This is a genomic window from Pseudoxanthomonas sp. PXM02 (assembly GCF_014851805.1).
GTDB lineage: Bacteria > Pseudomonadota > Gammaproteobacteria > Xanthomonadales > Xanthomonadaceae > Pseudoxanthomonas_A.
In genome coordinates this window covers 858639-883914 of record NZ_JACVAK010000002.1, presented here as the reverse complement: position 1 = coordinate 883914, position 25276 = coordinate 858639, and the positions used below count along the sequence as shown (strand labels likewise).

Sequence of the window (25276 nt, the reverse complement as noted above, 5' to 3'; positions counted from 1 at the left end):
CTTTGCGTTGTAATGGCGCGCCCGGAGAGATTCGAACTCCCGACCGCCTGGTTCGTAGCCAGGTACTCTATCCAGCTGAGCTACGGGCGCGTGAGGAGCGGAATTATGCGTGAAGCGTTTTCCACTCGTCAATCTTTTTTCTACTTCTTTACCGCTTGCCTTGGCGCAGTAGACAACGCTTCCGGACAACGCAGTGAGCAGGAAACCTTCCCTGCAACACTGTCACCACCAACCTGGCGCATACGCATCCGATGGATGCGGAACGACGGATTTCAAACTGGCGGAGTGAGAGGGATTCGAACCCTCGATAAGGCTTTTGACCCTATACTCCCTTAGCAGGGGAGCCCCTTCGGCCACTCGGGCATCACTCCGGTTTGTCGCCGTTGCAGCCAAGCTGCAGCGGCCGCATAGGATAGCGGCTCACTGCGCAGGCGGCAAACAAAATCACTCGGAAGTGACGTTCTCCGACGATGCGGGCGATGAGATCTCTTCGCCACGCTGGATGCGCTGATAGATTTCTTCGCGATGCACGGCCACATCCTTGGGCGCGGTGATGCCGATGCGCACCTGGTTGCCTTTGACGCCAAGCACGGTCACCGTGACCGAATCGCCGATCATCAGGGTTTCGCCGACACGGCGGGTCAAGATCAACATGTTTCTTCTCCGTAATCCGGCAAAGGATAGTGCCGGGGGCGCGCTGGTTCCGTGAAAACGGTTTAGCGGCTTCCTGGTACATTCATGAACCTAAAGCATGGTAGCGGCCGGAGGTACACGGCCGCAAGCGCCGATTGGTCCAATTCCGGGTCAGCCGAGACGCTGCTGGACCCACTCCGGAACACCCTGCAGGGCCGTCGCAAGGGCGGGCCCGTCCTCGCCACCACCCTGGGCGAGATCCGGGCGGCCACCGCCCTTGCCGCCGATCTGACCCGCGATATGTGAGAGGAGTTCCCCCGCCTTGACCCGGCCGGTTGCGGCTCCGTTCACACCCGCCACCAAGGCAGCCTTGCCGTCCGCGGTGCCTGCCAGGACGATCACCGCGTCTCCCAGTTGCTGCTTCAGACGGTCCACCGCGTCGCGCAGAGCCTTGGCATCAAAACCTTCCAGGCGCGAGGCGAGCACGCGGATACCCCCGACCTCGACAGCGGCACTGCCGAGATCCGAGGTAGCGCTGGAGGCCGCCTTGGCCTTCAGCGATTCCAGCTCGCGCTCGAGCTTCTTCTGCCGGTCGGCCAGCGCACGGATCTTCTCGACCACGTCGCCGGTGTTCCCACCCAACAGACCAGCGGCTTCGGACAGCCGCCGCTCCTCGTCAGCCACGTAATCCAGGGCGCCCTGCCCCGTCACCGCCTCGATTCGCCGGACGCCGGCGGACACGCCGCTCTCGCCGACCAGCTTGAACAGCCCGATGTCACCCGTACGGCCGACGTGGGTGCCACCGCACAACTCGGTGGAGTAGTCGCCCATTTTCAGGACGCGGACGTTCTCGCCGTACTTCTCGCCGAACAGGGCCATGGCGCCGAAATCCAGCGCCTCCTGCATGCCCATGTGATGCACTTCGGCCGCACTGTTCGCGCGGATCTGCGCGTTGACGCGGCGCTCGATCTCGGCCAGCTCGGCTGTCGTCATCGGCTGGAAGTGGGAAAAGTCGAAACGCAGGCGGTCCGGCGCGACGAGCGAGCCCTTCTGCTGTACGTGCGTACCCAGCACTTCGCGCAACGCCGCATGCAACAGGTGGGTGGCGGAATGATTGAGGATGGTGCTGGCGCGGCGCGCGGCGTCCACCGAAGCCACCACGTGGTCACCCAGCTTCAAGGCGCCCTTGGCGACACGACCGGCGTGACCATGGAACTGGCCCGCGAACTTCAGCGTGTCCGCGACATCGAACTCGACGCCCTGTTCGGCCAGCACCCCCATGTCGCCGACCTGACCACCGGATTCCGCGTAAAACGGGGTGCGGTCCAGGATGACCACCGCCTCGTCTCCCGCTTCCACGGAAGGCACGGGGCGACCGTCCTTCAGCAGTGCGACGACCTGCAGGCCGCCGGCATCGAGCTGGTCGTAGCCAAGGAACACCGTCGGCGACAGCTGGGCCACCAGGTCCGCCGGCAGGCCGGTGTTGGACGTGAACTTGCCGGCGGCGCGCGCGGTTTCGCGCTGCTGCTCCATCGCAGCGTCGAAACCGGCCATATCCACCGTGAGCCCGCGCTCGCGCGCGATATCGGCGGTCAGATCGACCGGGAAGCCGTAGGTGTCGTACAGACGGAACGCATCGCCGCCGGGGATCACACCATCGGCAACGCGGGATGCAACGTCGTCGAAGATGCGCATGCCGGAGTCCAGCGTCTCGGCGAAGCGTTCTTCTTCGGCCTTGAGCGCACGCTCCACCAGTTCACGTGCAGCCGGCAGCTCCGGATAGGCATCGCCCATCAGTTCGGACAGCGTGCCCACCATCTTGTGGAAGAACGACTGGCGGACGCCGAGCATCCAGCCGTGACGCAATGCGCGACGGATGATCCGACGCAGCACGTAGCCCCGGCCTTCGTTCGACGGCAGCACGCCATCGACGATCAGGAAGCTACAGGCACGGATATGGTCGGCGATGACGCGCAGCGACTTGTTTTCGAGATCCGCCGTGCCCGTCAGCTCGGCCGCTTTGCGGATCAGGCCCTGGAACAGGTCGATCTCGTAATTGGTGTGGACATGCTGGAGCACTGCGGCCAGGCGCTCGAGGCCCATGCCGGTATCGACACAGGGCGCCGGCAGCGGCACCAGCGTCCCGTCCGGCTGCCGGTCGAACTGCATGAAGACGTTGTTCCAGATCTCGATGTAGCGATCGCCGTCCTCATCGGGCGAACCCGGCGGACCACCGGCGATGTGGTCGCCATGGTCGTAGAAGATTTCGGTGCATGGCCCGCACGGGCCGGTGTCGGCCATCTGCCAGAAATTGTCCGATGCGTAGGGAGCACCCTTGTTGTCGCCGATGCGGACGATGCGCTCGGCGGGCAGGCCGATCATGTTGTGCCAGAGATCGTAGGCTTCGTCATCGGTGTGGTACACCGTAACGAGCAGGCGCTCTTTTGGCAGCTTCCAGACCTCGGTCAGCAGTTCCCAGGCCCAGCCGATGGCTTCCTTCTTGAAGTAGTCGCCGAAGGACCAGTTGCCCAGCATTTCGAAGAACGTGTGGTGGCGCGCCGTGTAGCCGACCGAGTCCAGGTCGTTGTGCTTACCGCCCGCACGCAGGCACCGCTGCACGTCTGCCGCGCGCACGTAGCTGCGCTTCTCGGCTCCCAGAAACACGTCCTTGAACTGCACCATGCCGGAGTTGGTGAACAGCAGCGTGGGGTCGTTGCCGGGCACGAGCGAGGCCGAGGGCACGATGGTGTGGCCCTTGCCGGCAAAGAAATCGAGGAAATCCTGGCGGATCTGGCGGGTGCTGAGGGTCTTGGAAGTGGTCATCTGGCAGGCATTGGCTGGAAGGCGCTCCATTGCGCCGCTCCATCCACCTAGATGCGGATGCGGCCGGGAGAAGCAACCCAATGCGCTAGATTATCAGGCCGCCCCGCCCCAGTCCTCCGGGTCAAGCTGGCTGGCGGCGCGAACCGCGGCCGCGTCGAAGCCGCGCCGAACCAGGAAATCCGCGATCTTCCGGGCCTGCGCCGGATCGATCCGGCGGGCTGGACCGAAACGCCGGCGGACGAGGTCGCACGCCGTTTCGGTCCAGTCGCCATCGAAGGTGGCCATGGCCGCCGCGACCGCCTCGCGATCCAACCCGTGGGTAGACAGCTCAGCCTTGATGCGCAGCGGGCCGTAACCCCCCGATACCCGGCTCCTGACAAGGGCTTCGGCAAAGCGCGTGTCGCTTTGCCAGCCCTCATCTGTCAACCGGTCCACAGCCGATCGCACATCGGCCGCATCCACACCGCGGGACGCCAGTTTCCGGGACAACTCCCGGCGGGAATGTTCCCGCCGGGTCAGCAGGCCAAGCGCGCGTTGCAGGGCTGTCTGTTCAACCGGCTTGCGCCGCCGCCCCGCTCTTTTTTCTGCCTGGCGGCTCTCTTCGGTCATCGTGCGTCGCCGCAGACCAATCAATCGTCGCTGTCGTCGTCGGCGTTCTCGTCACGCTGCGCTTCGGCGGGCTGGAACTTCTCACGCAGTTCCGCCTCCAGCTTCGCGGCAATGGCAGGGTTCTCGCGCAGGAAGGTCCGCGAGTTGTCCTTGCCCTGGCCGATGCGCTCGCTGCCGTAGCTGTACCAGGCGCCTGCCTTATCGACCAGCTTGGCGTCCACACCCATGTCGATCAGCTCACCCTCGCGACTGATGCCCTCGCCGTACAGGATCTCGGTAACCACCTGCTTGAAGGGGGGAGCCAGCTTGTTCTTGACGACCTTGATCTTGGTCTGGTTACCGATGATCTCGTCGCCCTTCTTGATCGCACCGATGCGGCGGATATCGAGGCGCACCGAAGCGTAGAACTTCAACGCATTGCCACCGGTGGTGGTTTCCGGGCTCTGGCCAGGCATCATCACGCCGATCTTCATGCGCAACTGATTGATGAAGACCACCAGCGTGTTGGAACGCTTGATGTTACCGGTCAGCTTGCGCAGCGCCTGGCTCATCAGGCGCGCCTGCAGACCAGGCAGCTGGTCGCCCATTTCGCCCTCGATTTCGGCCTTCGGCGTCAGTGCCGCCACGGAGTCGATCACCACGATGTCGATCGAGCCCGAGCGGACCAGCATGTCGGCGATTTCCAGCGCCTGCTCGCCGGTATCGGGCTGTGACAGCAGCAGGTCGTCCACGTTCACGCCCAGCTTGGCGGCGTAGATCGGGTCCAGCGCGTGCTCTGCGTCGATGAACGCAGCCGTGCCGCCCTGTTTCTGGCACTCGGCGATCGCCTGCAGGGTCAGCGTGGTCTTGCCGGAGGACTCCGGACCATAGATTTCGACCACACGGCCCTTGGGCAGGCCGCCGATGCCTAGCGCGATGTCGAGCATCAGCGAGCCGGTGGGGATGACGTCGACGGGTTCGATGACCCGGTCACCCATGCGCATCACCGAGCCCTTGCCGAACTGGCGCTCGATCTGGGTCAGTGCGGCGGAAAGGGCGCGCTTCTTGTTCTCGTCCATCGTCGTAGTCCTAGTAGTCAATGTGGTCAGGTGCGATCAGTGTGGGGAACGTCCATCGCACAGGCTGCGACAGGACGGGGAGGAGTGAAATTAATCGTCGCTGCGATGCATGGGGATCGGCTTGTGCCGTAACCGGACATCGGAAAACGCCGCCCGGCGGCATCGGATGCGTCCGTGGGCATCACCGGTTCGGCCTCACCAGCCCGCAATACAGACCTTCGATGGCGAAGTCCTGGTCGGGCTGGACTTCGATGGGGGCATAGTCCGGGTTGCGCGGCAGCAGACGGATGCGGTCCTTGCCGATCTTCAGCAATTTGACGGTAATCGCGTCGTCGACGCGCGCCACGACGATCTGCCCGGAGCGCGCGTCCCGCGTGCGATGCACGCCGATCAGGTCACCGTCGAAGATGCCCTCGTCGCGCATCGAGTCACCCTTCACCTTCAACAGGTAATCCGGCGCAGGGGCAAAAAAGGCACGGTCGAGCAGTACGTAATCATGATGGTCCGCATCGGCACCTATCGGTGCACCGGCCGCCACCTGCCCGAGTACCGGCACGCGAAGTCCGTCGTCGTTGGCGGATGGGAACGCCAGATCCGGCTGCGCGGACGGCGGCGCCTTCAACAGCCGGATGCCGCGGGCACGGCCCGGGACGCGCTCGATGGCGCCCGCCTGCTCCAGCGCCTCCAGGTGGTATTGCGCGGCACGAACGCCCTTGAAGCCGAAGGCCTTGGCGATTTCCGCCTGCGAGGGCGGCATGCCTTCGGCTTCCAGCCGTTCGGCGATCAGGGCGAGGATGGCGTGCTGGGTATCGGTCAGGTCCATGATTAGTAGTAATACTACTAACTTGAGCGACTGGCAACTACCCGGCGGCCGTCCTTCGTTACTGACGCTGTATCAGAGGCCTTCCAGACCCTTGAGGGCGCTCTCGACCGTCTGTCGGCGCACCGCCTCGCGATCTCCGTCGAACAGGAAGACCTCTGCCCGCGCATAGCCTCCGCGCCGCTTCCAGCCGATCCACACCGTGCCCACCGGCTTGTCCGGGCTGCCGCCGCCTGGACCGGCAATGCCCGTCACCGCCACCGCAACACTGGCGCCGGAATTCACCAGTGCCCCGGAGACCATCTCGATGACGGTCTCGCGGCTGACCGCGCCGTGCGTTTCCAGCGTCTGCGGGCGCACGCCCAGCAGGGCTTGCTTGGCCTCATAGCTGTAGGCGGCCATCCCGCAATCGAACCAGTCCGACGATCCCGCGATGTCGGTAACGCATTTGGCGATCCAGCCGCCGGTGCAGCTCTCCGCGGTGACCAGATGATCGCGCCCCTGCCGGAGGCGTTCGCCGACATGCTGGGCCAGGACGCGTAGCGCTTCATCGTTGGGCACGGACATCATCGGTTCCGACAGGGGGGCGTGCGTGTTGTAGCTGATTTGCCCGGCGCTGTCGCCCTGCCGGCGGCCGGAAAGAAAACGGCCCGCCTGGACGGGCGGGCCGTTCGCTCCAGCGAGCGAAGGGGATCAGTACCGGACGCGCAGCGTCATGCCGTACATGCGCGGTGCACCGAGGAACGCGTTGAACGTGTTGAGCGGGTTGTTCGGATCCGGGAACAGGCCCTGCAGCGGACCATCGAAGCCGACCTGCACGTAGTCCTCGTCGGTGAGATTGGTGCCCCACAGTTCGAGCATCCAGCGACCGTCGGCGCGGCCGAAGCCGAGGCGGGCATTGAACACCGTGTAGGCGCTCTGGTGCTTCTCGACGTCCAGGTCCGAGCCGGTGTTGTAGTCGCCCATGTACTTGCCGCCAATGTTGAACCGGCCGATGTGGTCGGCGCCGAAGTCCCACTCGTACGTGGCGGACAGCGAACCGGACCATTCCGGTGCGAACGGCATCGTCGCGCCCGGCAGCTTGTACAGCGCGCCCGACGTGCTCAGCGGGGTACGCTCCACGAAGTCGCCACCCGGGATGTCGTCACCGAACTCGGTCTTGGCATACATCAGGCCGCCCTGCAGCATCAGGCCCTGCACGGCGCGCGGCTGCCACAGGATTTCCGCATCCAGGCCCGAGGAGGTCACTTCCGGGATCGACCGCACCACGAAGCTGGTGCCGAGGAAGCTGTTGAGTTGGAAGTCCTCGTACTCCTGGTGGAACAGCGTGGCGTTCAACAGCAGCGTGCCGTCTGCCCAGGTGGTCTTGGTGCCCAGCTCGAAGCTGTCGACGAACTCACCGCCGAACGAGGTGTCGTTCACCGGGCGGATGCCCTGCCCGCTGCTCGACAGGCCGTCAGCCGACTGCACGCGGTCCAGGTTGAAGCCGCCGCCCTTGTAGCCGCGGGCGTAGGACGCGTAAGTCATCACGTTCTCGTTCCAGCGGTAGGCGGCCTTCACCGTGCCCGACCATTCCTTGTCTTCCATCTCCTGGAACGTGTTGCGACCGTTATGCAACGCGTTGGCCCAAGGCAAGCACATGTAGCCGGCAATGGTCGGTCCCACGGACGCCAGGATCGCGTTCTGGTTTGCGGTCGGCAGCGAGGCGAACACCGAGCTGCGCGATGCCAGCGCCGCCCGCAGCAGCGCGAAGCGGTTGGGGTTCGCCGCGCTCTGGTCGGCCAGGGTGCCACCGCAGGCCAGGCTGCCGTTCGGGTTGGTGTAGGACGAGGTCAGATCCTTCTTCTCCCGGGTGTAACGCAGGCCCAGCGTCAGGTCCAGCGCGTCCGTGGCGTGCCAGGTGTTGTTGGTGAACAGCGCCAGGCTCTTGGCGTTCTGCTTGTAGCGGTCCAGCGACCCCAGGCCGGTGAAGCCGGTGCCGTAGGGACGTCCACCCACCTGCGCCAGGAACGCGGCCGGCGAGATGTTGTTCGGATTGTTCAGCGGGACGCCCGCCGCACCGAGGCTCTGGCCGACCAGCTGGTACACCAGCGTGGACACGTAGGGTTCGTAATGCGGACCGATGCGGTAGGTCTCGTTGCGGGTCAGTTCCTCATCCGAGTAGAAAGCGCCCACCATCCAGTCGATGCGCTCGCTGGAACCCGTCAGGCGGAATTCCTGGCTGAAGGTGTCGAAACCGGTGAACGACTCGTCCTTGTCGGCATTGCGATAGAGCAGGTCAGCCGTACTGAAGTCATAGTCGAGGCCGTTGATCGCCTCCCATTGTCGCGAGGCGGTGATCGACGTCAGGGTCGCGCCACCGAACCAGGGCGTATCCCAGTTGATCTCGGCGGACAGACCCTTGTCCTCGATTTCCTGTGTGGTGGGGCGGTTGCTGTAGGCCACGCGATCGAACGGATCGTCACCCGGGCGGGCGACCGCCTGGCCACCGGCCAGCGCGTTGAGGATCGCGGCAGTCCCGCCGACGGTGGTCTGCACGGCCGTGCAGCAATTCTCGTCGCGGCTGGTGAAGTCGCCCGACAGCAGGATCTCCAGGTTTTCGGTCGGCTCCAGCAGCAGCTTGCCGCGCAGGGTGTGGAAGTTCTGGTCGTAGTCGTCGGTCTCCTGGCGCGGCCCGTTGCCGGTGCGCACGTCCATCCAGCCGTCACGCTTGCGCTTGGCGGCGAAGATGCTGAAAGCCGAGTTGTCGGACAGCGAATCGTTGTAGCTGCCGGACACGCCGACCGCACCGTAGTTGCCGACGGTGACCTCGCCCTCGGCGCTCTGCGTATAGCTCGGGCGACGCGTCACCACGTTGATCACACCGGCCGAGGTGTTCTTGCCGAACACCGTGCCCTGCGGCCCCTTCAGCACTTCAATGCGCTCGAGCTGGCCGAGGTCGCCGAAGCCGACGCTGTTGCGCGGCCGGTACACGCCGTCGATCACCACGCCCACCGACGACTCCAGGCCGACGTTGTCGCCCACCGTGCCGATGCCACGGATACGCGCCGTGGTGATGGCTTCGTTCTGCGTGCTGGTCACGGTTAGGCCCGGCACCAGGACCTGCAGGTCCTTGATGTCACGGACGCCGGTGTCCTGCAGCAGCTCCTCGGAGATGACGGCCACCGTGATCGGCACGTCCTGCAGCACTTCCTCGCGCTTCTGCGCAGTCACCGTCATGGTCCCCAGCGTCGTGGGCTCGTCTTCGCCGGCTGGCGCGGCCGCCTGTTGCGCGTAGGCATGCGAGCTGGCGCAGAGCGCGGTGAAAACGGCGAGCGAAAGCGCTTTGTGCCTGGGCAATGCGTTGACCATGTTCTCCCCTCCCAAGGGTCATGTTCTGGCGGTTGGTGCCTGTGTGGTTCCCGATGTGACGTGCGGCGATGCCGCTGACGACGAACGCAACTCCCCTTGCGTCAACGCGAAACTAACATCCGCTTCACAATGCAGCATTCTGCACTGCGTCGATACGCCGCACGTGACTTTGGCACGGATAAGCCACTGATTTTTCGAACGATCGTGCGGAAGTGGGATTACGCCGGCATGACGATCACGCCTTTCCTGCATACCGGTGGGTGTCACGCACATACCGCAGACCATCTACGAAGCACCGTGAGTGCCGATCGCCAACCGCTACAATCAACGCCCTTTTGCCTTCCTTTCCCCGCTGGCCTCGTGAGCAAAGACAAGTCGGAACACACGCCCCTGATGAAGCAGTTCTTCGCCGCCAAGGCGGAGTATCCGGACCTGCTGGTGTTCTTCCGGATGGGGGATTTCTACGAGCTGTTCTACGACGACGCGCGCAAGGCCGCACGACTGCTGGATATCACGCTGACCCAGCGCGGCAGTTCCGGCGGAGCGCCGATCCCCATGGCAGGCGTGCCGGTGCATGCCTGCGAGGGCTATCTGGCGCGGCTGGTCGCGCTGGGCGAATCGGTGGCGATCTGCGAACAGATCGGCGACCCGGCGCTGGCCAAGGGTCTGGTGGAACGCAAGGTGGTGCGTGTCGTGACGCCGGGTACGGTGACCGACGAGGCCCTGCTCAACGAACGTCGCGACACCCTGCTGATGACGGTGAGCCGTGGACGCTCGGGCTACGGCCTGGCCTGGGCCGACCTGGCCGGCGGACGCTTCATGGTCAACGAGGTGGACAGCGACGATGCGCTGGAAGCCGAGCTCGCACGACTGGAACCGGCCGAACTGCTGATCCCCGACGAAGAAGGCCTGCCGGCATTCCTGCAGCAGCGCACCGGTATCCGGCGGCGCGCACCGTGGCTGTTCGATCCGGACAGCGGACGCCGGCAGTTGCTCGCCTTCTTCGGCCTGCATGACCTGACCGGCTTCGGCATTGACGACAAGGCCTTGGCCACCGGTGCGGCCGGTGCCCTGCTCGGCTATGTCGAGGAAACCCAGAAGCAGCGCCTGCCCCACCTGACCGCGATCGCCCTGGAGTCCGCCGGCGACGCCATCGCAATGAATGCGGCCACGCGCCGGCACCTGGAACTCGACACCCGCGTCGACGGCGACACGAAGCACACCCTGCTTGGCGTGCTGGACACCACCGTCACGCCGATGGGGGGCCGCCTGCTGCGCCGCTGGCTGCACCGGCCGTTGCGCGATCGCGCCGTGCTGGGTGGACGTCACCACGCCGTGGCGACGCTGATCGGACATGGCACGGACCGCGACCTGCGTACCGGCTTCCGTGCGCTGGGCGACCTGGAACGCATCCTCACCCGCGTGGCGCTGCGCTCGGCGCGGCCGCGCGACCTGTCCACGCTGCGCGACGGCCTCGCGCTGCTGCCCGACGTCCGCCACCACCTGCAGCCGCTCGACTCGCCACGCCTGCAGGCGCTGGCGGCCGAACTGGGGGAACACGACGACACTGCGGCGCTGCTGCTGGCCGCCGTGGCGCCGCAGCCGCCGCTCAAGCTCACCGATGGCGGTGTGCTGGCCGATGGTTACGATGCCGAACTCGACGAGCTTCGCCGGCTCAGCACCAACGCCGACCAGTTCCTGGTCGATCTGGAAGCGCGTGAGCGCGCGAGCAGCGGCATCGCCACGCTGAAGGTCGGCTACAACCGCGTGCACGGCTATTACATCGAGATCAGCAAGGGCCAGGCCGACAAGGCGCCCGTGCACTACACCCGCCGGCAGACGCTGACCGGCGCCGAGCGCTACATCACCGAGGAACTCAAGCAGTTCGAGGACAAGGTGCTGTCGGCGCGGGAGCGCTCGCTGTCGCGCGAGAAGCTGCTCTACGACGCATTGCTGGACACGCTCAATGCACGCCTGGAGCCGCTGAAGCGCTGCGCCGGCGCGCTGAGCGAACTCGATGTGCTGGCGTCGTTCGCCGAGCGCGCGCAGGAGCTGGACTGGGCGCAACCCGAACTCGGCGACGCGCCGGGCCTGTGCATCGAGCGCGGCCGCCATCCGGTGGTGGAAGCTGTCCGCAAGGAGCCGTTCGAACCGAACGACCTGCGGCTGGACGACGGCCGCCGCATGCTGGTGATCACCGGCCCGAACATGGGCGGCAAGTCGACCTACATGCGGCAGAACGCGCTGATCGTGCTGCTCGCGCACATCGGCAGCTTCGTGCCCGCCTCGCGCGCGGTTATCGGTCCGATCGACCGCATCCTCACCCGCATCGGCGCCGGCGACGATCTTGCGCGCGGGCAATCCACCTTCATGGTGGAAATGGCCGAGACCAGCTACATCCTGCACCACGCCACCGCGCAGTCGCTGGTGCTGATGGACGAGATCGGCCGTGGTACCTCGACCTACGACGGCCTGGCCCTGGCCGATGCGGTGGCGCGCCACCTGGCTGCCAGCAACCGCTGCTACACGCTGTTCGCCACGCATTACTTCGAGCTGACCGCACTGGCGAGCGAACCCGCCAGCGGCATCGCCAACGTGCACCTGGATGCCGTGGAGCACGGCGACACGCTGGTCTTCATGCATGCGGTGAAGGACGGCGCGGCCGACCGCAGCTTCGGCCTGCAGGTCGCGGCGCTGGCCGGCCTGCCCAGGACGACGCTGCAGCAGGCACGTCGCCGTCTGGCGGAACTGGAGCAGCGCGGTCGCGAAACGCATGCCTCCGACATGGCGCCGCAAGCTCTCGACGCACCGCAGCAGTTCGGCCTGTTCGCTGCGGCGCCATCGGCGGCGCAGGAAGCGCTCGCGGCGATCGATCCGGACGAGCTGACACCGAAGCAGGCGCTGGAAGCCGTCTACCGGCTCAAGGCCCTGCTCTGACCGGACGCGCCTGCGCGCACCGCACACGTCTCCGGATGTCGCGGCGAAGGCCGCGGCATCTGCCTGCGCACGCATCTACAACATCCGCGTAACGCTCGCGGAGTATCGTGACGCCAGCGACGGAGAGCGCCACTGATGGCGCAACGCACCATTGAACAGCGCTATCGAACTCTTCGTCACAAACGATTTTCATTGATCGTTCGCACTCTCTAGTCTGGTCGCCATCCGCCAACGCCCTTCAAGGACGTCAGCCATGCAAGCGCCCCCGCCGCCGGACCACCGGCATCCCCCGCCCCTCTTCTTCCATGGTGTGCGCGACTGAGGTCCCGTCGTGCTGCATCGCCTTGCGCATCCCCTGTTCCATCGACATTCCCACCCACAGACCCGACGGCCAAAGGAAGGAAATCCATGACCACCGAATCGAAGTGCCCGTTCCACCAGACCGCAGGCGGCGGCACCGGCAACCGCGACTGGTGGCCCAACCAGCTGCGCGTGGACCTGCTGAACCAGCATTCCTCGCGCTCCAATCCGCTGGCGGGCGACTTCGACTACGCCGAGGCCTTCAACAAGCTGGACTACCACGCACTGAAGAAGGACCTGCGTGACCTGATGACGGATTCGCAGGACTGGTGGCCGGCCGACTTCGGGCACTACGGTGGCCTCTTCATCCGCATGGCTTGGCACAGCGCAGGCACCTACCGCATCGGCGACGGGCGCGGCGGTGGCGGACGTGGCCAGCAGCGCTTCGCGCCGCTCAACAGCTGGCCGGACAACGTCAGCCTGGACAAGGCGCGCCGCCTGCTGTGGCCGATCAAGCAGAAGTATGGCCAGGCCATCTCATGGGCCGACCTGATGATCCTGGCCGGCAACGTGGCGTTGGAAACGATGGGCTTCCGCACCTTCGGTTTCGGTGGTGGCCGCGAGGATGTGTGGGAACCCGACCAGGACGTGTACTGGGGGCGCGAAACGACGTGGCTGGGTGGCGACATCCGCTACGCGCACGGTTCGGAAGGTGTCGAGAAGCCGGGCGACAAGGGCGTGCTGGTTTCCGATGACGACGCTGACGGCGACGTGCACTCGCGTCGGCTGGAGAACCCGCTCGCCGCCGTGCAGATGGGCCTGATCTACGTGAATCCGGAAGGCCCGGACGGCAACCCCGATCCGCTGCTCGCAGCGAAAGACATCCGCGACACCTTCGGTCGCATGGCCATGGACGACGAGGAAACCGTCGCCCTGATCGCCGGTGGCCACACCTTCGGCAAGACCCACGGCGCCGGCCCGGCCGACAACGTGGGCGCCGAGCCCGAAGCCGACGAACTCGAAGCGCAGGGCTTCGGCTGGCACAACAAGTTCGGCAGCGGCAAGGGCGGCGACACCATCACTTCCGGCATCGAAGTGACGTGGACACAGACACCGACGCTGTGGAGCAACAAGTTCTTCGAAAACCTGTTCGGCTTCGAGTGGGAACTCGAGAAATCGCCGGCCGGCGCCCACCAGTGGGTGGCGAAGGATGCGCCGGAAGACGTGCCGTTTGCGCACGACAAGACGAAGAAGCAGCGTCCGAAGATGCTGACCACCGACCTCTCGCTGCGCTTCGACCCGATCTATGGCCCGATCTCCAAGCGCTTCCTGGAGAACCCGCAGGCGTTCGCCGAAGCCTTCGCGCGTGCCTGGTTCAAGCTGACCCATCGCGACATGGGTCCGCGCGTGCGCTACCTCGGCCCGGAAGTGCCGAAGGAAGAACTGGTGTGGCAGGACCCGTTGCCGAAGGCGGACTACGCACAGATCGATGCCGGTGACGTCGACGCGCTGAAGCAGAAGATCGCCGCCTCCGGCCTGTCGGTCGCCGAACTTGTGTCGACCGCCTGGGCATCGGCCTCGACGTTCCGCGGTGGCGACAAGCGCGGCGGCGCCAACGGTGCGCGCATCCGCCTGGCTCCGCAGAAGGACTGGGCGGTCAACCAGCCCGAGCAACTGGCGAAGGTGCTGAAGGCACTGGAACGCATCCAGATGGAATTCAACCTGGACGCCTCCGGCGGCAAGAAGGTGTCGCTGGCCGACCTGATCGTGCTGGCCGGTGGCGTCGGCGTGGAGCAGGCCGCGAAGGCCGGTGGCCGCGACATCACCGTGCCGTTCCGCGCGGGCCGTACCGACGCACGGGCTGACCAGACCGATGTCGAATCGTTCGCCGTGCTGGAACCGTTCGCCGACGGTTTCCGCAACTACCTCAAGGGCCGCTCGGCGGTGCCCGCGGAACACCTGCTGGTGGATCGCGCGCAGTTGCTGACGCTGACGGCGCCCGAGATGACCGCGCTGGTCGGTGGTCTGCGCGTGCTGGGAGCGGGCGCCGATGGCGGCAAGCAGGGCGTCTTCACCGACGCACCGGGCACGCTGAGCAACGACTTCTTCGTCAACCTGCTCGACATGGGCACGGAGTGGAAGCCCACCGGTGCGAACAGCTACGAGGGTCGCGATCGCAAGAGCGGCGACGTGAAGTGGTCGGGTTCGCGCGCCGACCTGGTGTTCGGCTCCAACTCGGTCCTGCGAGCACTGGCCGAGGTGTATGCCAGCCATGACGGCAAGGCGAAGTTCGTCGACGATTTCGTGGGCGCCTGGACCAAGGTGATGGAACTGGACCGCTTCGACCTGCACTAACGTTGGGTGCGACTCCGGCGCCGCATGTCCCCTCGGGCATGCGGCGTCGTTGTTTCCGCCGGTCGGGCGGACGTTATTGTGAGTCGGAGAGCGCTCAGATTGGCGCTAGCATGATGCGCCGCTTCCCAACGCGTCCAGGAGGACGAACGCACCATGAGCAACGCTTCCCTCGCCGAAGACCTCTTCGCCCAATTGCAGGGCGCGCCGCTGCAGCAGGTGTCGCAACAGCTGGGTATCGGGCAGATGCAGGCCTCCAGTGCCGTCGGTGCCGCCCTTCCCCTGCTGCTGGGTGCCCTGGGCCGCAACGCGTCGCAGCCGCAGGGAGCGGAAGCCCTGTTCGGTGCGCTGCAGCGCAACCACAACGGTCTTGATATCGGCAGCGTGCTGGGCGCGGTGCTCGGTGGCGCCTCGTCACCGCAGGCCAATGGCGCCGGCATCCTCGGCCATGTGTTCGGTGGACAGCAGAATCGCGCAGAACTGGGCCTTGGCCAGGCGACCGGCCTGGGCGGCGAACGCGCCGGCCAGTTGCTCAAAATCCTCGCCCCGATCGTGCTCGCTTTCCTGGCCCAGCGCATGGGCCAGCGCAGCGCACAGAACAACCCACTGGGCCTGGCCGAAGTGCTGGGGCAGGAGCAGCGTCAGGTACAGCAGCAGGGCGGATTGGGCGGAGGTCTGCTCGGCGCCGTGCTGGACCAGGATGGCGACGGCCAGCTGGGACTGGGCGACATCCTCAAGATCGGCAGCGGCATGTTCGGTGGAGGACGCTGAGCCTTCCGCGGACATCGATGCGATGAAGAAGAAGGGCGCCAAGGGCGCCCTTCTTTGTTTCCGCAGCCGTTACAGCGCGTCGATGTCGCCCAGCGCGCGGATCAACCGGCGCGCCCGCTTGTCAGGACGCGACTGTGGTGCCTGATAACCCGCACGTTCCGCCCGCCGGGCCGCCAGCGCAGCTTCGCGCCGCTGCCGGGACGCCTCCGATTCCGTGTACAGCGCCTGCGCAACCGACGCCGGTCCCCGCTGCTCGCTGAGTGCCTGCACCTCGATCTCGAAGACGTCTTCGCCGCGCGTGATCGTCAGGACATCACCCACCCGCACCGCGCGCGATGATTTCGCGCGCTGGCCCGCGGCATCAACCTTGCCGGTCTCGATGGCCTGCTTGGCCAGGCTGCGGGTCCTGAAAAAGCGCGCCGCCCAGAGCCACAGGTCCAGGCGGACGGAGGAGAGCGGAGATTCGATCATCGCGATTGACGGAAAACTTCAGTTTCGCGCCACGGCGCGGAGGGAGGTGCAGGCAGTGTGCCTTCTTGTGCCATCACCGGAAACGCAAACGGCCACCCGAAGGTGGCCGTTCGTGCGACGTGCTTGTGCCGGAATTACTCGGCAGCAGCAGCGGCGGCAGCCTGGCGGGCGATCTTGGCGGCGGCGTTCGCGGCCAGATCTTCCTTGATGCGGGCAGCCTTGCCTTCCAGGTCACGCAGGTAGTAAAGCTTGCCGGCGCGGACCTTGCCGCGACGCTTCACTTCGACCGAGTCGATGGAGGCGCTGTGGGTCTGGAAGACGCGCTCGACGCCGTAACCGTGCGAGATCTTGCGGACGGTGAAGGCCGAGTTCAGGCCGGCGTTCTTCTTGGCGATGACGACGCCTTCGTACGCCTGCACGCGCTCGCGGTTGCCTTCCTTGACCTTCACGTTGACGACCACGGTGTCACCGGGGCCGAACGCGGGCAGCTCGCGCGTGATCTGGGAGGCTTCGAATTCCTGGAGGAGCTTGCTCATGTTGGCACCAATGCTTGTATGCGTGATCGTGTCTTGCGACAGCTGAAACTGATGCAGTCGCCGGATTGCGCTGCACGATATTGTTATGGGATCCGGGGGCGAGAACCGCCCAAGGGTCGCGCATTCTACCGGATTCCCGGCCGGGCTGGCTACCCTGCCCCTTCCCCGCCCGTGAGACTCGCCCGGAAGGCCGCCAGCAGGGCTTTGTCCGCCTTGGACAGGGCTGTCTCGTCCAGCAGGTCCGGCCGTCGTAACCAGGTCCGGCCCAGCGACTGCTGCCGGCGCCAGCGGGCGATGGCGGCATGGTCGCCAGACCGCAGCACCGCCGGCACCTCGCCCAGCGGATGGCTGGACGGATGGGTGAAATGGGGGCAATCCAGCAGCCCATCGCCTTCGAAACTGTCCTGGACGGCCGAATCGGCATCATTCAGCGCACCGTCCTGCAAGCGGCCGACCGCGTCGATCAGCACCGCGGCAGCCAATTCGCCACCGGACAGCACGTAGTCGCCGATGGAGATTTCCTCGTCGACTTCGGCGTCGAGGAAGCGCTCGTCCACGCCTTCATAGCGGCCGCACAGCAGGATCATCCGTGGCAGCGCCGCCAGTTCGCGCGCCCTCTTCTGGGTCAGCGGCGCGCCCTGGGGGCTCATGTAGATCACCGGCGCCGGGGCCGGATCCGCAGCGCGTGCGGCCGCCAGACAGGCCTGCAGGGGCTCGATCATCATCACCATGCCGGGCCCGCCGCCGAAGGGACGGTCGTCGACGCGCCGGTAGCCGCCGCTGGCGTAGTCGCGAGGATTCCAGCCGTGCAGCGACAACAGGCCCCGCTCCTGCGCACGCCCTACCACGCCCACGGCGGCGGCCTGGGCGATGAAGTCGGGGAACAGGGTCATGACGTCGATGCGCATGGCGATCGGCTGCAAGTCGGTGAGGATGCAGGGTACCCGCGCGAGCGGTCGCCTGCGAAACGGCTAGAACTCGGGATCCCAGTCCACGGTGACCACGCCGGCCTCGAAATCCACGGATCGGACGTAATCGGGGTCCACGAACGGAATCAGCCGCTCGCGATCCCCGCGCGCCACCAGCACATCGTTGGCGCCGGTCGAAAACAGGTGCGAGACGGTGCCGAAATCGGTGCCGTCGGCATTGATGACGCGCAGGCCTTCCAGATCGACCCAGTAGAACTCGCCGGCACTCGGCGGCGGCAGCGCGGAGCGCGGGACGAGGATCTCCTGCCCGTGCATCGCCTCCACCTGGTCGCGATCCTCAACACCCGGCAGGGTCGCCACCAGATGCTTGCCCGAGGCCTTGCCACGCGCACCGCTGAGCTCACGCTCGGCGCCGCTGGCATCGCGAAGAATCCACGGCTGGTAGCGGAAGATGGCCTCGCGCGGCTCCGTCCAGGATTCGATCTTGATCTGGCCGCGCACACCAAAAGCGCCCAGAAGCCTTCCCAGCAGAATCATTTTCTGCGGAGTCGGTGGGCGCTCGGTGTTCATGCGAACAGAAGGCCGCGCGATGTGCGCGGCCTGGTCACTCAGGCCGCGGAAGCGGACTTGGCGACTTCCTTGTACAGGTTGCGGACCTTTTCGGTCAGCTGGGCGCCGTTGCCGACCCAATGGTCGACGCGGGCCACGTCGAGTTCGACGCGCTTTTCGTTACCGGCGGCGACCGGGTTGTAGTAACCCACGCGCTCGATGTTGCGACCGTCGCGCGCGCTGCGCGAGTCGGTGACGATGATGTGGTAGAAGGGGCGCTTCTTCGCGCCGCCGCGGGTGAGACGGATCTTGACCATGGTGTTTTCCAGTGTTGCCCAGTCGCCAGAATGGCGAGGTAAGCCGGCTATTCTAAGCCATTGAATCGCTCAGGAAAACCCACCCCGGCTCCGATACCGCACGGGCTCAGGCCAGCGGCTCCCACGCCACGGCGTCCAGCGCCGCTTTAAGCCGGGTCATCAGGGCGGTATCAGTTCCCCATGCGACAGCGTCCACGGCCACCACCGGCTGCAAGCCACTGGCATTGCAGGCAAATCCGGCGCGGAAGCCCGCCACGTCGGCCAGATTGACCGGGGCGGACCGATGGGGGATGCCCGCCTCGTCCAGCGCGGCCTGAAGCAGCCGCTCCGCCGTACCCCGCAGGGCCGGCCCCTCGGGCCAGACGACGGACTGGCCATCCCACAGGCCCAGGTTCCAGATCGAACCCTCGACCACCTGCCCCGCCGGATCGACGAACAACGCGTCGTCGTAGCCGTCGGCCAGTGCCTGCCGGCGATAGTGGAACAGCGGAAACGTGCCCACGTGCTTGTACTGCGGCAGCGGGCGCACGAACGGATACGACTTCACCCGCAGCGCCGGCTTGTCCGGCGACGACGCGGGCGACAGCGACACCAGCACGTCGGGTACAACGCTGCGTGCGGGATCGCGGTAGTCGAACCGGGTGGAGAACACGGTGATCCGCACCGAGGCATCGCGCAGGCCTGCCTCGCGCATCGCGCTTGCGGCCAACTTCAACGCATCTTCGCCATCCAGCGTGGCACCGAACAACGCGAGCGTCGCCTCTTGCAGGCGCTGCACGTGCAACGTGCGCCCCTGCACGGCGCCGTCGCGCACCTGCATCGAGGTGAAGTGACCGTAGTTGGCCAGTGCCAGTGCGCGCAGGTCGTCGGCGGTAGCGGGTTTGCCGTTGAGGAAGGCGGATGTCATGCGGGCCGGATCTACGCTTCAGTCGAATGTGGGAGCGACGTCAGTCGCGATGAACGGAGACAAGATCGCGACTGACGTCGCTCCCACAGGAAAGAGCGCCGCGACTCAGCGGAACGGCATCCCGCCGCGGCCGCCCATCATGCCCTTCATGTTGCGCATCAGGCCCTTCATGCCGCCGCCGGCCAGCTTGCCCATCATCTTTTCCATCTGCTGATACTGCTTCATCAGCTTGTTGACGTCGGCCGGCGTCAGCCCGGCGCCCTTGGCGATGCGCGCGCGGCGCGAGCCGTTGAGTAGCGCCGGATTGCGACGCTCCTTCTTCGTCATCGAATTGATGATGGCGATCATGCGCGGCACTTCCTTGCCCTGTTGCACCTGCTGCTTCACGTGCTCGGGGATCTGGCCCATGCCCGGCAGCTTGTCCATCAGGCCGCCGATGCCGCCCATGTTCTGCATCTGCTCCAGCTGGTCGCGCATGTCGTTGAGGTCGAACTTCTTGCCCTTGATGACCTTCGCGGCCAGCTTCTCGGCCTTCTCGCGGTCGACGTTCTGCTCGACCTGCTCGACCAGCGACAGCACGTCGCCCATGTCGAGGATGCGGTTGGCCACGCGCTCCGGATGGAACACGTCCAGGCCGTCGGGCTTCTCGCCCACGCCGATGAACTTGATCGGCTTGCCGGTGATGTAGCGCACGGACAGTGCGGCGCCACCGCGTGCGTCACCGTCGGTCTTGGTCAGCACCACGCCGGTCAGCGGCAGCGCTTCGCTGAAGGCCTTGGCGGTGTTGGCCGCGTCCTGGCCGGTCATCGCGTCGACGACGAACAGCGTCTCGACCGGCTTGACCGCCGCGTGCAGCGCCTTGATCTCGGCCATCATGGCCTCGTCGATCGCCAGGCGGCCGGCGGTGTCGACCAGCAGCACGTCGACGAAGGACTTCTTCGCGTCGTCGATGGCGGCGCGGACGATGGCTTCGGGCTTCTGCCCGGCATCGGACGGGAAGAACAGCACGTCGACCTGCTGCGCCAGCGTCTTCAACTGCTCGATGGCGGCCGGACGGTACACGTCGGCGCTGACCACCATGACCTTCTTCTTGCGCTTCTCGCGCAGGTGCTTGGCCAGCTTGCCGACCGTGGTGGTCTTGCCGGCGCCCTGCAGGCCGGCCATCAGGATGACGGCGGGCGCGGGCACGTTGAGGTTGAGGTCGCTGGCCTGCGAGCCCATCACCGCGGTCAGCTCGTCGCGGACCACCTTGATCAGCGCCTGGCCGGGCGTCAGCGACTTCAGCACTTCCTGGCCGACCGCACGCACCTTGATGCGTTCGATCAGCGCCTGCACCACCGGCAGGGCCACGTCGGCTTCCAGCAGGGCGATGCGCACTTCGCGGGTGGCCTCGCGGATGTTCTCCTCGCTCAGGCGGCCACGGCCGCGCAGGCGTTCGATGGTGCCGGAGAGTCGCTGGGTCAGGGATTCGAACATGGGGCAGGCAGGACCAGGGAAAACGGACGGCGATTATAGCGGCCCCGCCGTGCGCCTCCGTCGCGCTCCCCTGCAGGCCGTCTTCGCCCCTGCGCCCGCGCCGTCCGCTGTGCGACACTCCTCCGATGACAGTCATTCTCATCGCCGTCGCGCTTTACCTGCTGGCTGCCGCCCTGCTGGTCCGTTCCGTGACCCGCGACGCCGGCGATGCGCCGCGCCCCTGGGTCTGGCCGGCCCTGGGCGCCGTCCTCCTGCATGGCACCTACCACCTGCTGGTCGCCTGGCGTACGCCGGGTGGGCCGGACATGCACTTCTTCGCCGCGCTGTCGCTGGTGTCGCTGGGGATGGCCGTGATGACGCTGCTGGTCGCGGTCCGCGGCCGGATGGCCGCCCTGGGCGTGGTGGCCTTCCCGCTGGCCTCGCTGATGCTGACGCTCTACCACGTCTACGGGCACCAGACGTCGGTCGGGCTGGACTGGCGCGTGCAGTTGCACGCCTGGCTGGCGTTGCTGGCGTATGCCGCGCTGGCGATCGCCGCGCTGCTGGCGGTGATGCTGTCGGCCCAGGAGCGCGCCCTGCGCCGGCGCGAATTCCACGTCTGGCTGCGCGCGCTGCCGCCGCTGACCGAACTGGAAGACCTGCTGTTCCGCACGATCACGGTCGGCTTCATCCTGCTGACCGCCACGCTGCTGACCGGCGTGCTGTTCGTCGAAGACTTCCTGGTCCAGAAGCTCACCCACAAGACGGTGCTGAGCGTGCTGTCGTGGCTGACCTTCGGCGCCCTGCTGGTCGGCCGCTGGCGTTACGGCTGGCGCGGCGCCAAGGCCGTGCATTGGACACTGACCGCGATGGCGCTGCTGCTGCTGGCGTTCTTCGGCAGCAAGTTCGTCTATGAAATGGTGCTGAGGCGCGGTTGAGTACGCGCCTGGGCGACCGGATCCTGAAGGTCGATCATGCGGGCGAGCACGGCGCCGTCAACATCTATCGCGCGCAGATCCTGGTGTCGAGCTGGACCGCGCCGCAGCTGACGCCGCTGCTGCGGCATTTCCTCGACCATGAACTCGGCCACCGCGCGCTGTTCCGCGATCGTCTGCAGGCGCGCGGTGTGCGCCGCTGCCGCAGCTACGTTCTGTGCGGTATCGGCGGCTGGACGCTGGGCCTGCTGACCGGCGCGTTGGGATCGTCCGCCATCGCCGCCACCACCTATGCGGTCGAAAGCGTCGTGCTGGCGCATCTGCTGGAGCAGCAACAACAGCTGCGCGACACCGATCGGGAGGCATTCGACGCGGTCTCGCGCATCGTGGCCGAAGAACAGGAGCATCACGACCACGGACGCGACGCCATGCAGGCGGGCGCCTTCTGGCCACCGCTCCTGACCCCCATCGTGCGCGTGTCGACCGAAGCCGTCATCTGGCTGGGCATGCGCCTCTGACAACGCGCGCAACCCGCTTCCTGTAGGAGCGACGTAAGTCGCGACCGCACGATCGACTTGTCTTGAAACGTCATCGCGTGCGCGAGCCGTGCGGTCGCGACTCACGTCTCTCCTACAACGGCTCCGCCCTACTCCGCCGCCGCTTCCAGCGCCTGCGACAGCCGTTCTACCGCCACCACCTCCAGGCCCTTGAACGTGCCCGACTTCGGCGCGTTGCCCTTGGGCACGATGGCACGCTTGAAGCCGTGTGTCGCGGCTTCGCGCAGGCGCTCCTCGCCGTTGGGCACGGGGCGGATCTCGCCCGACAGGCCTACTTCGCCGAAGGCCACGGTCTTCTCGGCCAACGGGCGGTCGCGCAGCGAGGACAGCACGGCCAGCAGCACCGGCAGGTCGGCGGCGGTCTCCTGCACGCGGATGCCACCGACGACATTGACGAACACGTCCTGGTCGCCCACCACCACGCCGCCGTGCCGGTGCAGCACGGCCAGCAGCATCGCCAGGCGGTTCTGCTCCAGGCCCACCGCCACGCGGCGCGGGTTGGAGAGCGGTGAGCTGTCCACCAGCGCCTGCACTTCCACCAGCAGCGGACGCGTGCCTTCGCGGGTGACCATCACGCAGCTGCCGGGTTGCTGGGCGCTGCCGGACAGGAAGATCGCCGACGGGTTGGGCACTTCCTTCAGGCCCTTCTCGCCCATCGCGAACACGCCCAGTTCGTTCACCGCGCCAAAGCGGTTCTTGAAGGCGCGCAGCACGCGGAAGCGGCTGCCGCTCTCGCCTTCGAAATACAGCACGGCATCGACCATGTGCTCCAGCACGCGCGGGCCGGCGATGCCGCCTTCCTTGGTCACGTGGCCCACCAGGAACACGGCCGTGCCGGTCTCCTTGGCGTAGCGCACCAGCCGGGCGGCGCTCTCGCGCACCTGGCTGACGGAACCGGGCGCGGCGGTCAGTGATTCGGTCCACAGGGTCTGCACGGAGTCGGCGACGATCAGCTTGGGCCGGGCGACGGAGGCGTGCTGCAGGATGCTCTCGATGCCGGTCTCGGCCAACGCCTGCAGGTTGTCCAGCGGCAGGTCCAGGCGCACGGCACGGCCGGCGACCTGGGCCAGCGACTCTTCGCCGGTGACATACAGCGCCGGCAGGCTGGCCGACATGCGGGCCAGGGCCTGCAGCAGCAGGGTCGACTTGCCGATGCCGGGATCGCCGCCCACCAGCACCACGGCGCCTTCCACCAGACCGCCACCCAGCACGCGGTCGAACTCGCCGATGCCGGTGGTCACCCGCGCCTCTTCGCTGTGGCGGACGTCCTTCAGCGCGGTGATCTTGGGCGCTTCGGCCTTCCCGGCCCAGCCGGAACGGCGGGCAGCGGCGGGTGCGCCGGCGGCGGTCTCCAGCACGATCTCGCTGAGCGAGTTCCAGGCCCCGCAGTCGGCGCACTGGCCCTGCCACTTGCTGTGCTCGGCCCCGCATTCGGTGCAAACGTAGGCGGTACGGGACTTGGCGGAGGTCTTGGCCACGGGGAACCTGTCGGGACGGCGAGCGGCTACTGTATCGGCCCGCCGTCTCCGCGGGCGAGACCCGGAAAAAACAAAGCCCCGCCGAAGCGGGGCCTTGTCACGACTGGTGCCGGAAATAGGAATCGAACCTACGACCTACGCATTACGAATGCGCCGCTCTACCAACTGAGCTATTCCGGCGGAGCCGCGAATTTTAGGGGCTGGGGTGGGGGCGGGTCAATGCGGGGGGTACGGCCCGATGTTGTGGAAGTAGTCCTGCGACTAGTCCACGGGCATGATGGATCTAGGGTGGAAGGGGTACTGCCGGCATGAGACTGGACTGGGATAAGCCTCTGGTAAGCCGGGAAGGCGAGCCAGTCAGACAATGACCGACAACTGGGCAAGGGGCTAACACGTGCGATTGGTGCTTCTGATACTGATGCTTGGCAGCGCCCTGCCCTGTCTGGCGCAGCAGAAGGCTCCTACGTGCCCGAATGGGAACAATCTGGGTCAGCTGTGCATCGCAGTCATGGATGCGCAGAGAGATCCCACTGGCGAATATCAGTTCCGCTATCAAAAGATCGTGTCAGACGCCGCTTGCGCCAGCCCGTCCGATTCGGAGTCCGTCGCAGCGGAGAAGATTCGCGCGATGTGGAAACAGTTCGAGGATCGCCTAACGTGCAATCACGTTCGGTTCGATGTTCAGAATGGAAGTCTACTGAAGTACGCGGCGAGTGCTCGCTTCGAGGATTTATTGTTCGACGCTGCGATGGTCTGGAAGGTCGACCTGAATCGTATTGATGCGTCTGACGGCCGAACATTGCTCGACTACGTGAGCAAGGAAATCGATCGGAACAAGGGAAACGCCATCGAGCCGAAGCTGAAGTCCTACTACGACATGTTGCGGGTATCTGGCGCCAAGCACAGGTCGGAGCTATGACACCCAAGTCAGCCACCGAGACCGCGAAGGGGAATCTAAGGCGCTTGGCGCCACTGTTCCTAATGATCGCAACTCCCGTTACCTGCCTTGCCCAGAAGGCCCCCGTCTGCCCGAACGGCGACAAGCTGCCCAATATCTGCATGGCGATAGGGACGGCCTCGACGGACAACACAGGCAGGTATCAGTTCACGTACCAAAGGATCATTTCGGATGCGGCTTGCGTGACCCCCGAAGACTCGGAAGAAGAAGCGGGCCGAAAGATCCGTGCAATGTGGACCAAGTACGAAGACAAACTGATCTGCAACAACACGCGGTTCGACGTACAAAACGGCAGCATGCTGAAGTTTGCGGCGAGCGCCAGATTCGAGGACTTCCTGTTCGACGCCTCAATGATCTGGAAGGTCAACTTGAATAGGGTCGACCCCAGCGATGGACGCACGGTCTTGGACTATGTCCAGAAAGAAATCGAACGCAATAGAGGGACTTCCATCGAAAGTAAGCTGAAGTCCTACTACGACATGTTGCGCACCGCTGGCGCCAAGCACAGGCCGGAGCTTTAGCTCACTGCG

At 66.0% G+C, this 25276-nt stretch carries 22 protein-coding genes and 3 tRNA genes; 7 read left to right on the top strand and 18 right to left on the bottom strand.

What is annotated here, in order from left to right; genetic code table 11:
* Positions 1 to 13: 13 nt before the first annotated feature.
* From IB225_RS12875 to IB225_RS12835, 9 genes are all read right to left on the bottom strand, one after another.
* Positions 14 to 90: transfer RNA gene (locus IB225_RS12875), tRNA-Arg, on the bottom strand.
* A 188-nt stretch (positions 91 to 278) separates the two neighbouring features.
* A tRNA-Ser gene (locus IB225_RS12870) sits at positions 279 to 371 on the bottom strand.
* Positions 372 to 444: 73 nt separating this feature from the next.
* On the bottom strand, positions 445 to 654 hold the full coding sequence (gene csrA / locus IB225_RS12865; protein ID WP_192311611.1) for a carbon storage regulator CsrA: 210 nt from the start codon (positions 652 to 654) through the stop codon (positions 445 to 447).
* Positions 655 to 804: 150 nt separating this feature from the next.
* Positions 805 to 3456, bottom strand: a complete 2652-nt coding sequence (gene alaS / locus IB225_RS12860) for an alanine--tRNA ligase (protein ID WP_192311900.1) — start codon at positions 3454 to 3456, stop codon at positions 805 to 807.
* Between the two features lie 93 nt (positions 3457 to 3549).
* Positions 3550 to 4065, bottom strand: coding sequence for a recombination regulator RecX (gene recX / locus IB225_RS12855; RefSeq protein ID WP_192311610.1), 516 nt, complete (start codon positions 4063 to 4065; stop codon positions 3550 to 3552).
* 20 nt (positions 4066 to 4085) lie between these two features.
* Complete coding sequence (gene recA, locus IB225_RS12850) at positions 4086 to 5123, bottom strand: recombinase RecA (RefSeq protein ID WP_192311609.1); 1038 nt, start codon at positions 5121 to 5123, stop codon at positions 4086 to 4088.
* A 181-nt stretch (positions 5124 to 5304) separates the two neighbouring features.
* Positions 5305 to 5946 carry a transcriptional repressor LexA gene (gene lexA, locus IB225_RS12845; RefSeq protein WP_192311608.1) on the bottom strand — a complete coding sequence of 214 codons (642 nt, stop codon included), beginning with the start codon at positions 5944 to 5946 and terminating at the stop codon, positions 5305 to 5307.
* 72 nt (positions 5947 to 6018) lie between these two features.
* Positions 6019 to 6510: a CinA family protein gene (locus tag IB225_RS12840; RefSeq protein ID WP_192311607.1), complete on the bottom strand. Its 492-nt coding sequence runs from the start codon at positions 6508 to 6510 to the stop codon at positions 6019 to 6021.
* A 126-nt stretch (positions 6511 to 6636) separates the two neighbouring features.
* Positions 6637 to 9294, bottom strand: coding sequence for a TonB-dependent receptor (locus IB225_RS12835; RefSeq protein WP_192311606.1), 2658 nt, complete (start codon positions 9292 to 9294; stop codon positions 6637 to 6639).
* Between the two features lie 393 nt (positions 9295 to 9687).
* Between IB225_RS12835 and mutS the strand changes: the two genes are divergently transcribed.
* The 3 genes from mutS (at position 9688) to IB225_RS12820 (ending at position 15654) form a co-directional block, all read left to right on the top strand.
* Positions 9688 to 12231 (top strand): DNA mismatch repair protein MutS, encoded by a 2544-nt coding sequence (gene mutS / locus IB225_RS12830; protein WP_192311605.1) that lies wholly within the window; start codon positions 9688 to 9690, stop codon positions 12229 to 12231.
* A gap of 408 nt (positions 12232 to 12639) precedes the next feature.
* Positions 12640 to 14886 (top strand): catalase/peroxidase HPI, encoded by a 2247-nt coding sequence (katG, locus tag IB225_RS12825; protein WP_192311604.1) that lies wholly within the window; start codon positions 12640 to 12642, stop codon positions 14884 to 14886.
* A gap of 153 nt (positions 14887 to 15039) precedes the next feature.
* Complete coding sequence (locus IB225_RS12820; protein WP_192311603.1) at positions 15040 to 15654, top strand: DUF937 domain-containing protein; 615 nt, start codon at positions 15040 to 15042, stop codon at positions 15652 to 15654.
* Positions 15655 to 15723: 69 nt separating this feature from the next.
* Here IB225_RS12820 and IB225_RS12815 read toward each other — a convergent pair whose 3' ends face one another.
* The 7 genes from IB225_RS12815 to ffh all read right to left on the bottom strand — a co-directional run bounded on the left by IB225_RS12815 (position 15724) and on the right by ffh (position 20839).
* Positions 15724 to 16125, bottom strand: coding sequence for a S4 domain-containing protein (locus tag IB225_RS12815; RefSeq protein ID WP_192311602.1), 402 nt, complete (start codon positions 16123 to 16125; stop codon positions 15724 to 15726).
* 134 nt (positions 16126 to 16259) lie between these two features.
* Positions 16260 to 16661, bottom strand: a complete 402-nt coding sequence (gene rplS, locus IB225_RS12810) for a 50S ribosomal protein L19 (protein ID WP_192311601.1) — start codon at positions 16659 to 16661, stop codon at positions 16260 to 16262.
* A gap of 149 nt (positions 16662 to 16810) precedes the next feature.
* Positions 16811 to 17569 (bottom strand): tRNA (guanosine(37)-N1)-methyltransferase TrmD, encoded by a 759-nt coding sequence (gene trmD, locus IB225_RS12805; RefSeq protein WP_192311600.1) that lies wholly within the window; start codon positions 17567 to 17569, stop codon positions 16811 to 16813.
* Positions 17570 to 17632: 63 nt separating this feature from the next.
* Positions 17633 to 18160: a ribosome maturation factor RimM gene (gene rimM / locus IB225_RS12800; RefSeq protein WP_192311599.1), complete on the bottom strand. Its 528-nt coding sequence runs from the start codon at positions 18158 to 18160 to the stop codon at positions 17633 to 17635.
* Positions 18161 to 18198: 38 nt separating this feature from the next.
* Positions 18199 to 18456 carry a 30S ribosomal protein S16 gene (gene rpsP / locus IB225_RS12795; protein WP_187573069.1) on the bottom strand — a complete coding sequence of 86 codons (258 nt, stop codon included), beginning with the start codon at positions 18454 to 18456 and terminating at the stop codon, positions 18199 to 18201.
* Positions 18457 to 18562: 106 nt separating this feature from the next.
* The gene (locus IB225_RS12790; protein WP_192311598.1) at positions 18563 to 19363 is read right to left on the bottom strand and encodes an aminotransferase class IV family protein; all 801 of its coding nucleotides are present in this window, start codon (positions 19361 to 19363) and stop codon (positions 18563 to 18565) included.
* A gap of 105 nt (positions 19364 to 19468) precedes the next feature.
* Complete coding sequence (ffh, locus tag IB225_RS12785; protein ID WP_192311597.1) at positions 19469 to 20839, bottom strand: signal recognition particle protein; 1371 nt, start codon at positions 20837 to 20839, stop codon at positions 19469 to 19471.
* 125 nt (positions 20840 to 20964) lie between these two features.
* Here ffh and ccsA point away from each other — a divergent pair, with 125 nt between their 5' ends.
* Together ccsA and IB225_RS12775 are read left to right on the top strand one after the other, a co-directional pair.
* Positions 20965 to 21756 (top strand): cytochrome c biogenesis protein CcsA, encoded by a 792-nt coding sequence (ccsA, locus tag IB225_RS12780; protein ID WP_192311596.1) that lies wholly within the window; start codon positions 20965 to 20967, stop codon positions 21754 to 21756.
* A complete protein-coding gene (locus IB225_RS12775; protein ID WP_225583732.1) occupies positions 21753 to 22271 on the top strand; it encodes a demethoxyubiquinone hydroxylase family protein in 519 nt (172 codons plus the stop codon). Before ccsA ends, IB225_RS12775 begins: the two co-directional genes overlap by 4 nt.
* Before the next feature lie 128 nt (positions 22272 to 22399).
* On the opposite strand, the gene radA is transcribed toward IB225_RS12775, so the two are convergent.
* Both radA and IB225_RS12765 read right to left on the bottom strand, forming a co-directional pair.
* Positions 22400 to 23788: a DNA repair protein RadA gene (gene radA / locus IB225_RS12770; protein ID WP_192311595.1), complete on the bottom strand. Its 1389-nt coding sequence runs from the start codon at positions 23786 to 23788 to the stop codon at positions 22400 to 22402.
* Between the two features lie 104 nt (positions 23789 to 23892).
* A tRNA-Thr gene (locus IB225_RS12765) sits at positions 23893 to 23968 on the bottom strand.
* A gap of 214 nt (positions 23969 to 24182) precedes the next feature.
* On the opposite strand from IB225_RS12765, the gene IB225_RS12760 reads away from it, so the two are divergent.
* The gene (locus IB225_RS12760; protein WP_192311594.1) at positions 24183 to 24707 is read left to right on the top strand and encodes a hypothetical protein; all 525 of its coding nucleotides are present in this window, start codon (positions 24183 to 24185) and stop codon (positions 24705 to 24707) included.
* 44 nt (positions 24708 to 24751) lie between these two features.
* Positions 24752 to 25267: a hypothetical protein gene (locus IB225_RS12755; RefSeq protein WP_192311593.1), complete on the top strand. Its 516-nt coding sequence runs from the start codon at positions 24752 to 24754 to the stop codon at positions 25265 to 25267.
* Positions 25268 to 25276: the final 9 nt, after the last annotated feature.

Excerpts from the sequence above, each read along its gene's own strand:
- csrA (WP_192311611.1), bottom strand. The coding sequence starts at position 654 with ATGTTGATCTTGACCCGCCGTGTCGGCGAAACCCTGATGATCGGCGAT.
- alaS (WP_192311900.1), bottom strand. The coding sequence starts at position 3,456 with ATGACCACTTCCAAGACCCTCAGCACCCGCCAGATCCGCCAGGATTTC.
- recX (WP_192311610.1), bottom strand. The coding sequence starts at position 4,065 with ATGACCGAAGAGAGCCGCCAGGCAGAAAAAAGAGCGGGGCGGCGGCGC.
- recA (WP_192311609.1), bottom strand. The coding sequence starts at position 5,123 with ATGGACGAGAACAAGAAGCGCGCCCTTTCCGCCGCACTGACCCAGATC.
- lexA (WP_192311608.1), bottom strand. The coding sequence starts at position 5,946 with ATGGACCTGACCGATACCCAGCACGCCATCCTCGCCCTGATCGCCGAA.
- IB225_RS12840 (WP_192311607.1), bottom strand. The coding sequence starts at position 6,510 with ATGTCCGTGCCCAACGATGAAGCGCTACGCGTCCTGGCCCAGCATGTC.
- IB225_RS12835 (WP_192311606.1), bottom strand. The coding sequence starts at position 9,294 with ATGGTCAACGCATTGCCCAGGCACAAAGCGCTTTCGCTCGCCGTTTTC.
- mutS (WP_192311605.1), top strand. The coding sequence starts at position 9,688 with ATGAAGCAGTTCTTCGCCGCCAAGGCGGAGTATCCGGACCTGCTGGTG.
- katG (WP_192311604.1), top strand. The coding sequence starts at position 12,640 with ATGACCACCGAATCGAAGTGCCCGTTCCACCAGACCGCAGGCGGCGGC.
- IB225_RS12820 (WP_192311603.1), top strand. The coding sequence starts at position 15,040 with ATGAGCAACGCTTCCCTCGCCGAAGACCTCTTCGCCCAATTGCAGGGC.
- IB225_RS12815 (WP_192311602.1), bottom strand. The coding sequence starts at position 16,125 with ATGATCGAATCTCCGCTCTCCTCCGTCCGCCTGGACCTGTGGCTCTGG.
- rplS (WP_192311601.1), bottom strand. The coding sequence starts at position 16,661 with ATGAGCAAGCTCCTCCAGGAATTCGAAGCCTCCCAGATCACGCGCGAG.
- trmD (WP_192311600.1), bottom strand. The coding sequence starts at position 17,569 with ATGCGCATCGACGTCATGACCCTGTTCCCCGACTTCATCGCCCAGGCC.
- rimM (WP_192311599.1), bottom strand. The coding sequence starts at position 18,160 with ATGAACACCGAGCGCCCACCGACTCCGCAGAAAATGATTCTGCTGGGA.
- rpsP (WP_187573069.1), bottom strand. The coding sequence starts at position 18,456 with ATGGTCAAGATCCGTCTCACCCGCGGCGGCGCGAAGAAGCGCCCCTTC.
- IB225_RS12790 (WP_192311598.1), bottom strand. The coding sequence starts at position 19,363 with ATGACATCCGCCTTCCTCAACGGCAAACCCGCTACCGCCGACGACCTG.
- ffh (WP_192311597.1), bottom strand. The coding sequence starts at position 20,839 with ATGTTCGAATCCCTGACCCAGCGACTCTCCGGCACCATCGAACGCCTG.
- ccsA (WP_192311596.1), top strand. The coding sequence starts at position 20,965 with ATGACAGTCATTCTCATCGCCGTCGCGCTTTACCTGCTGGCTGCCGCC.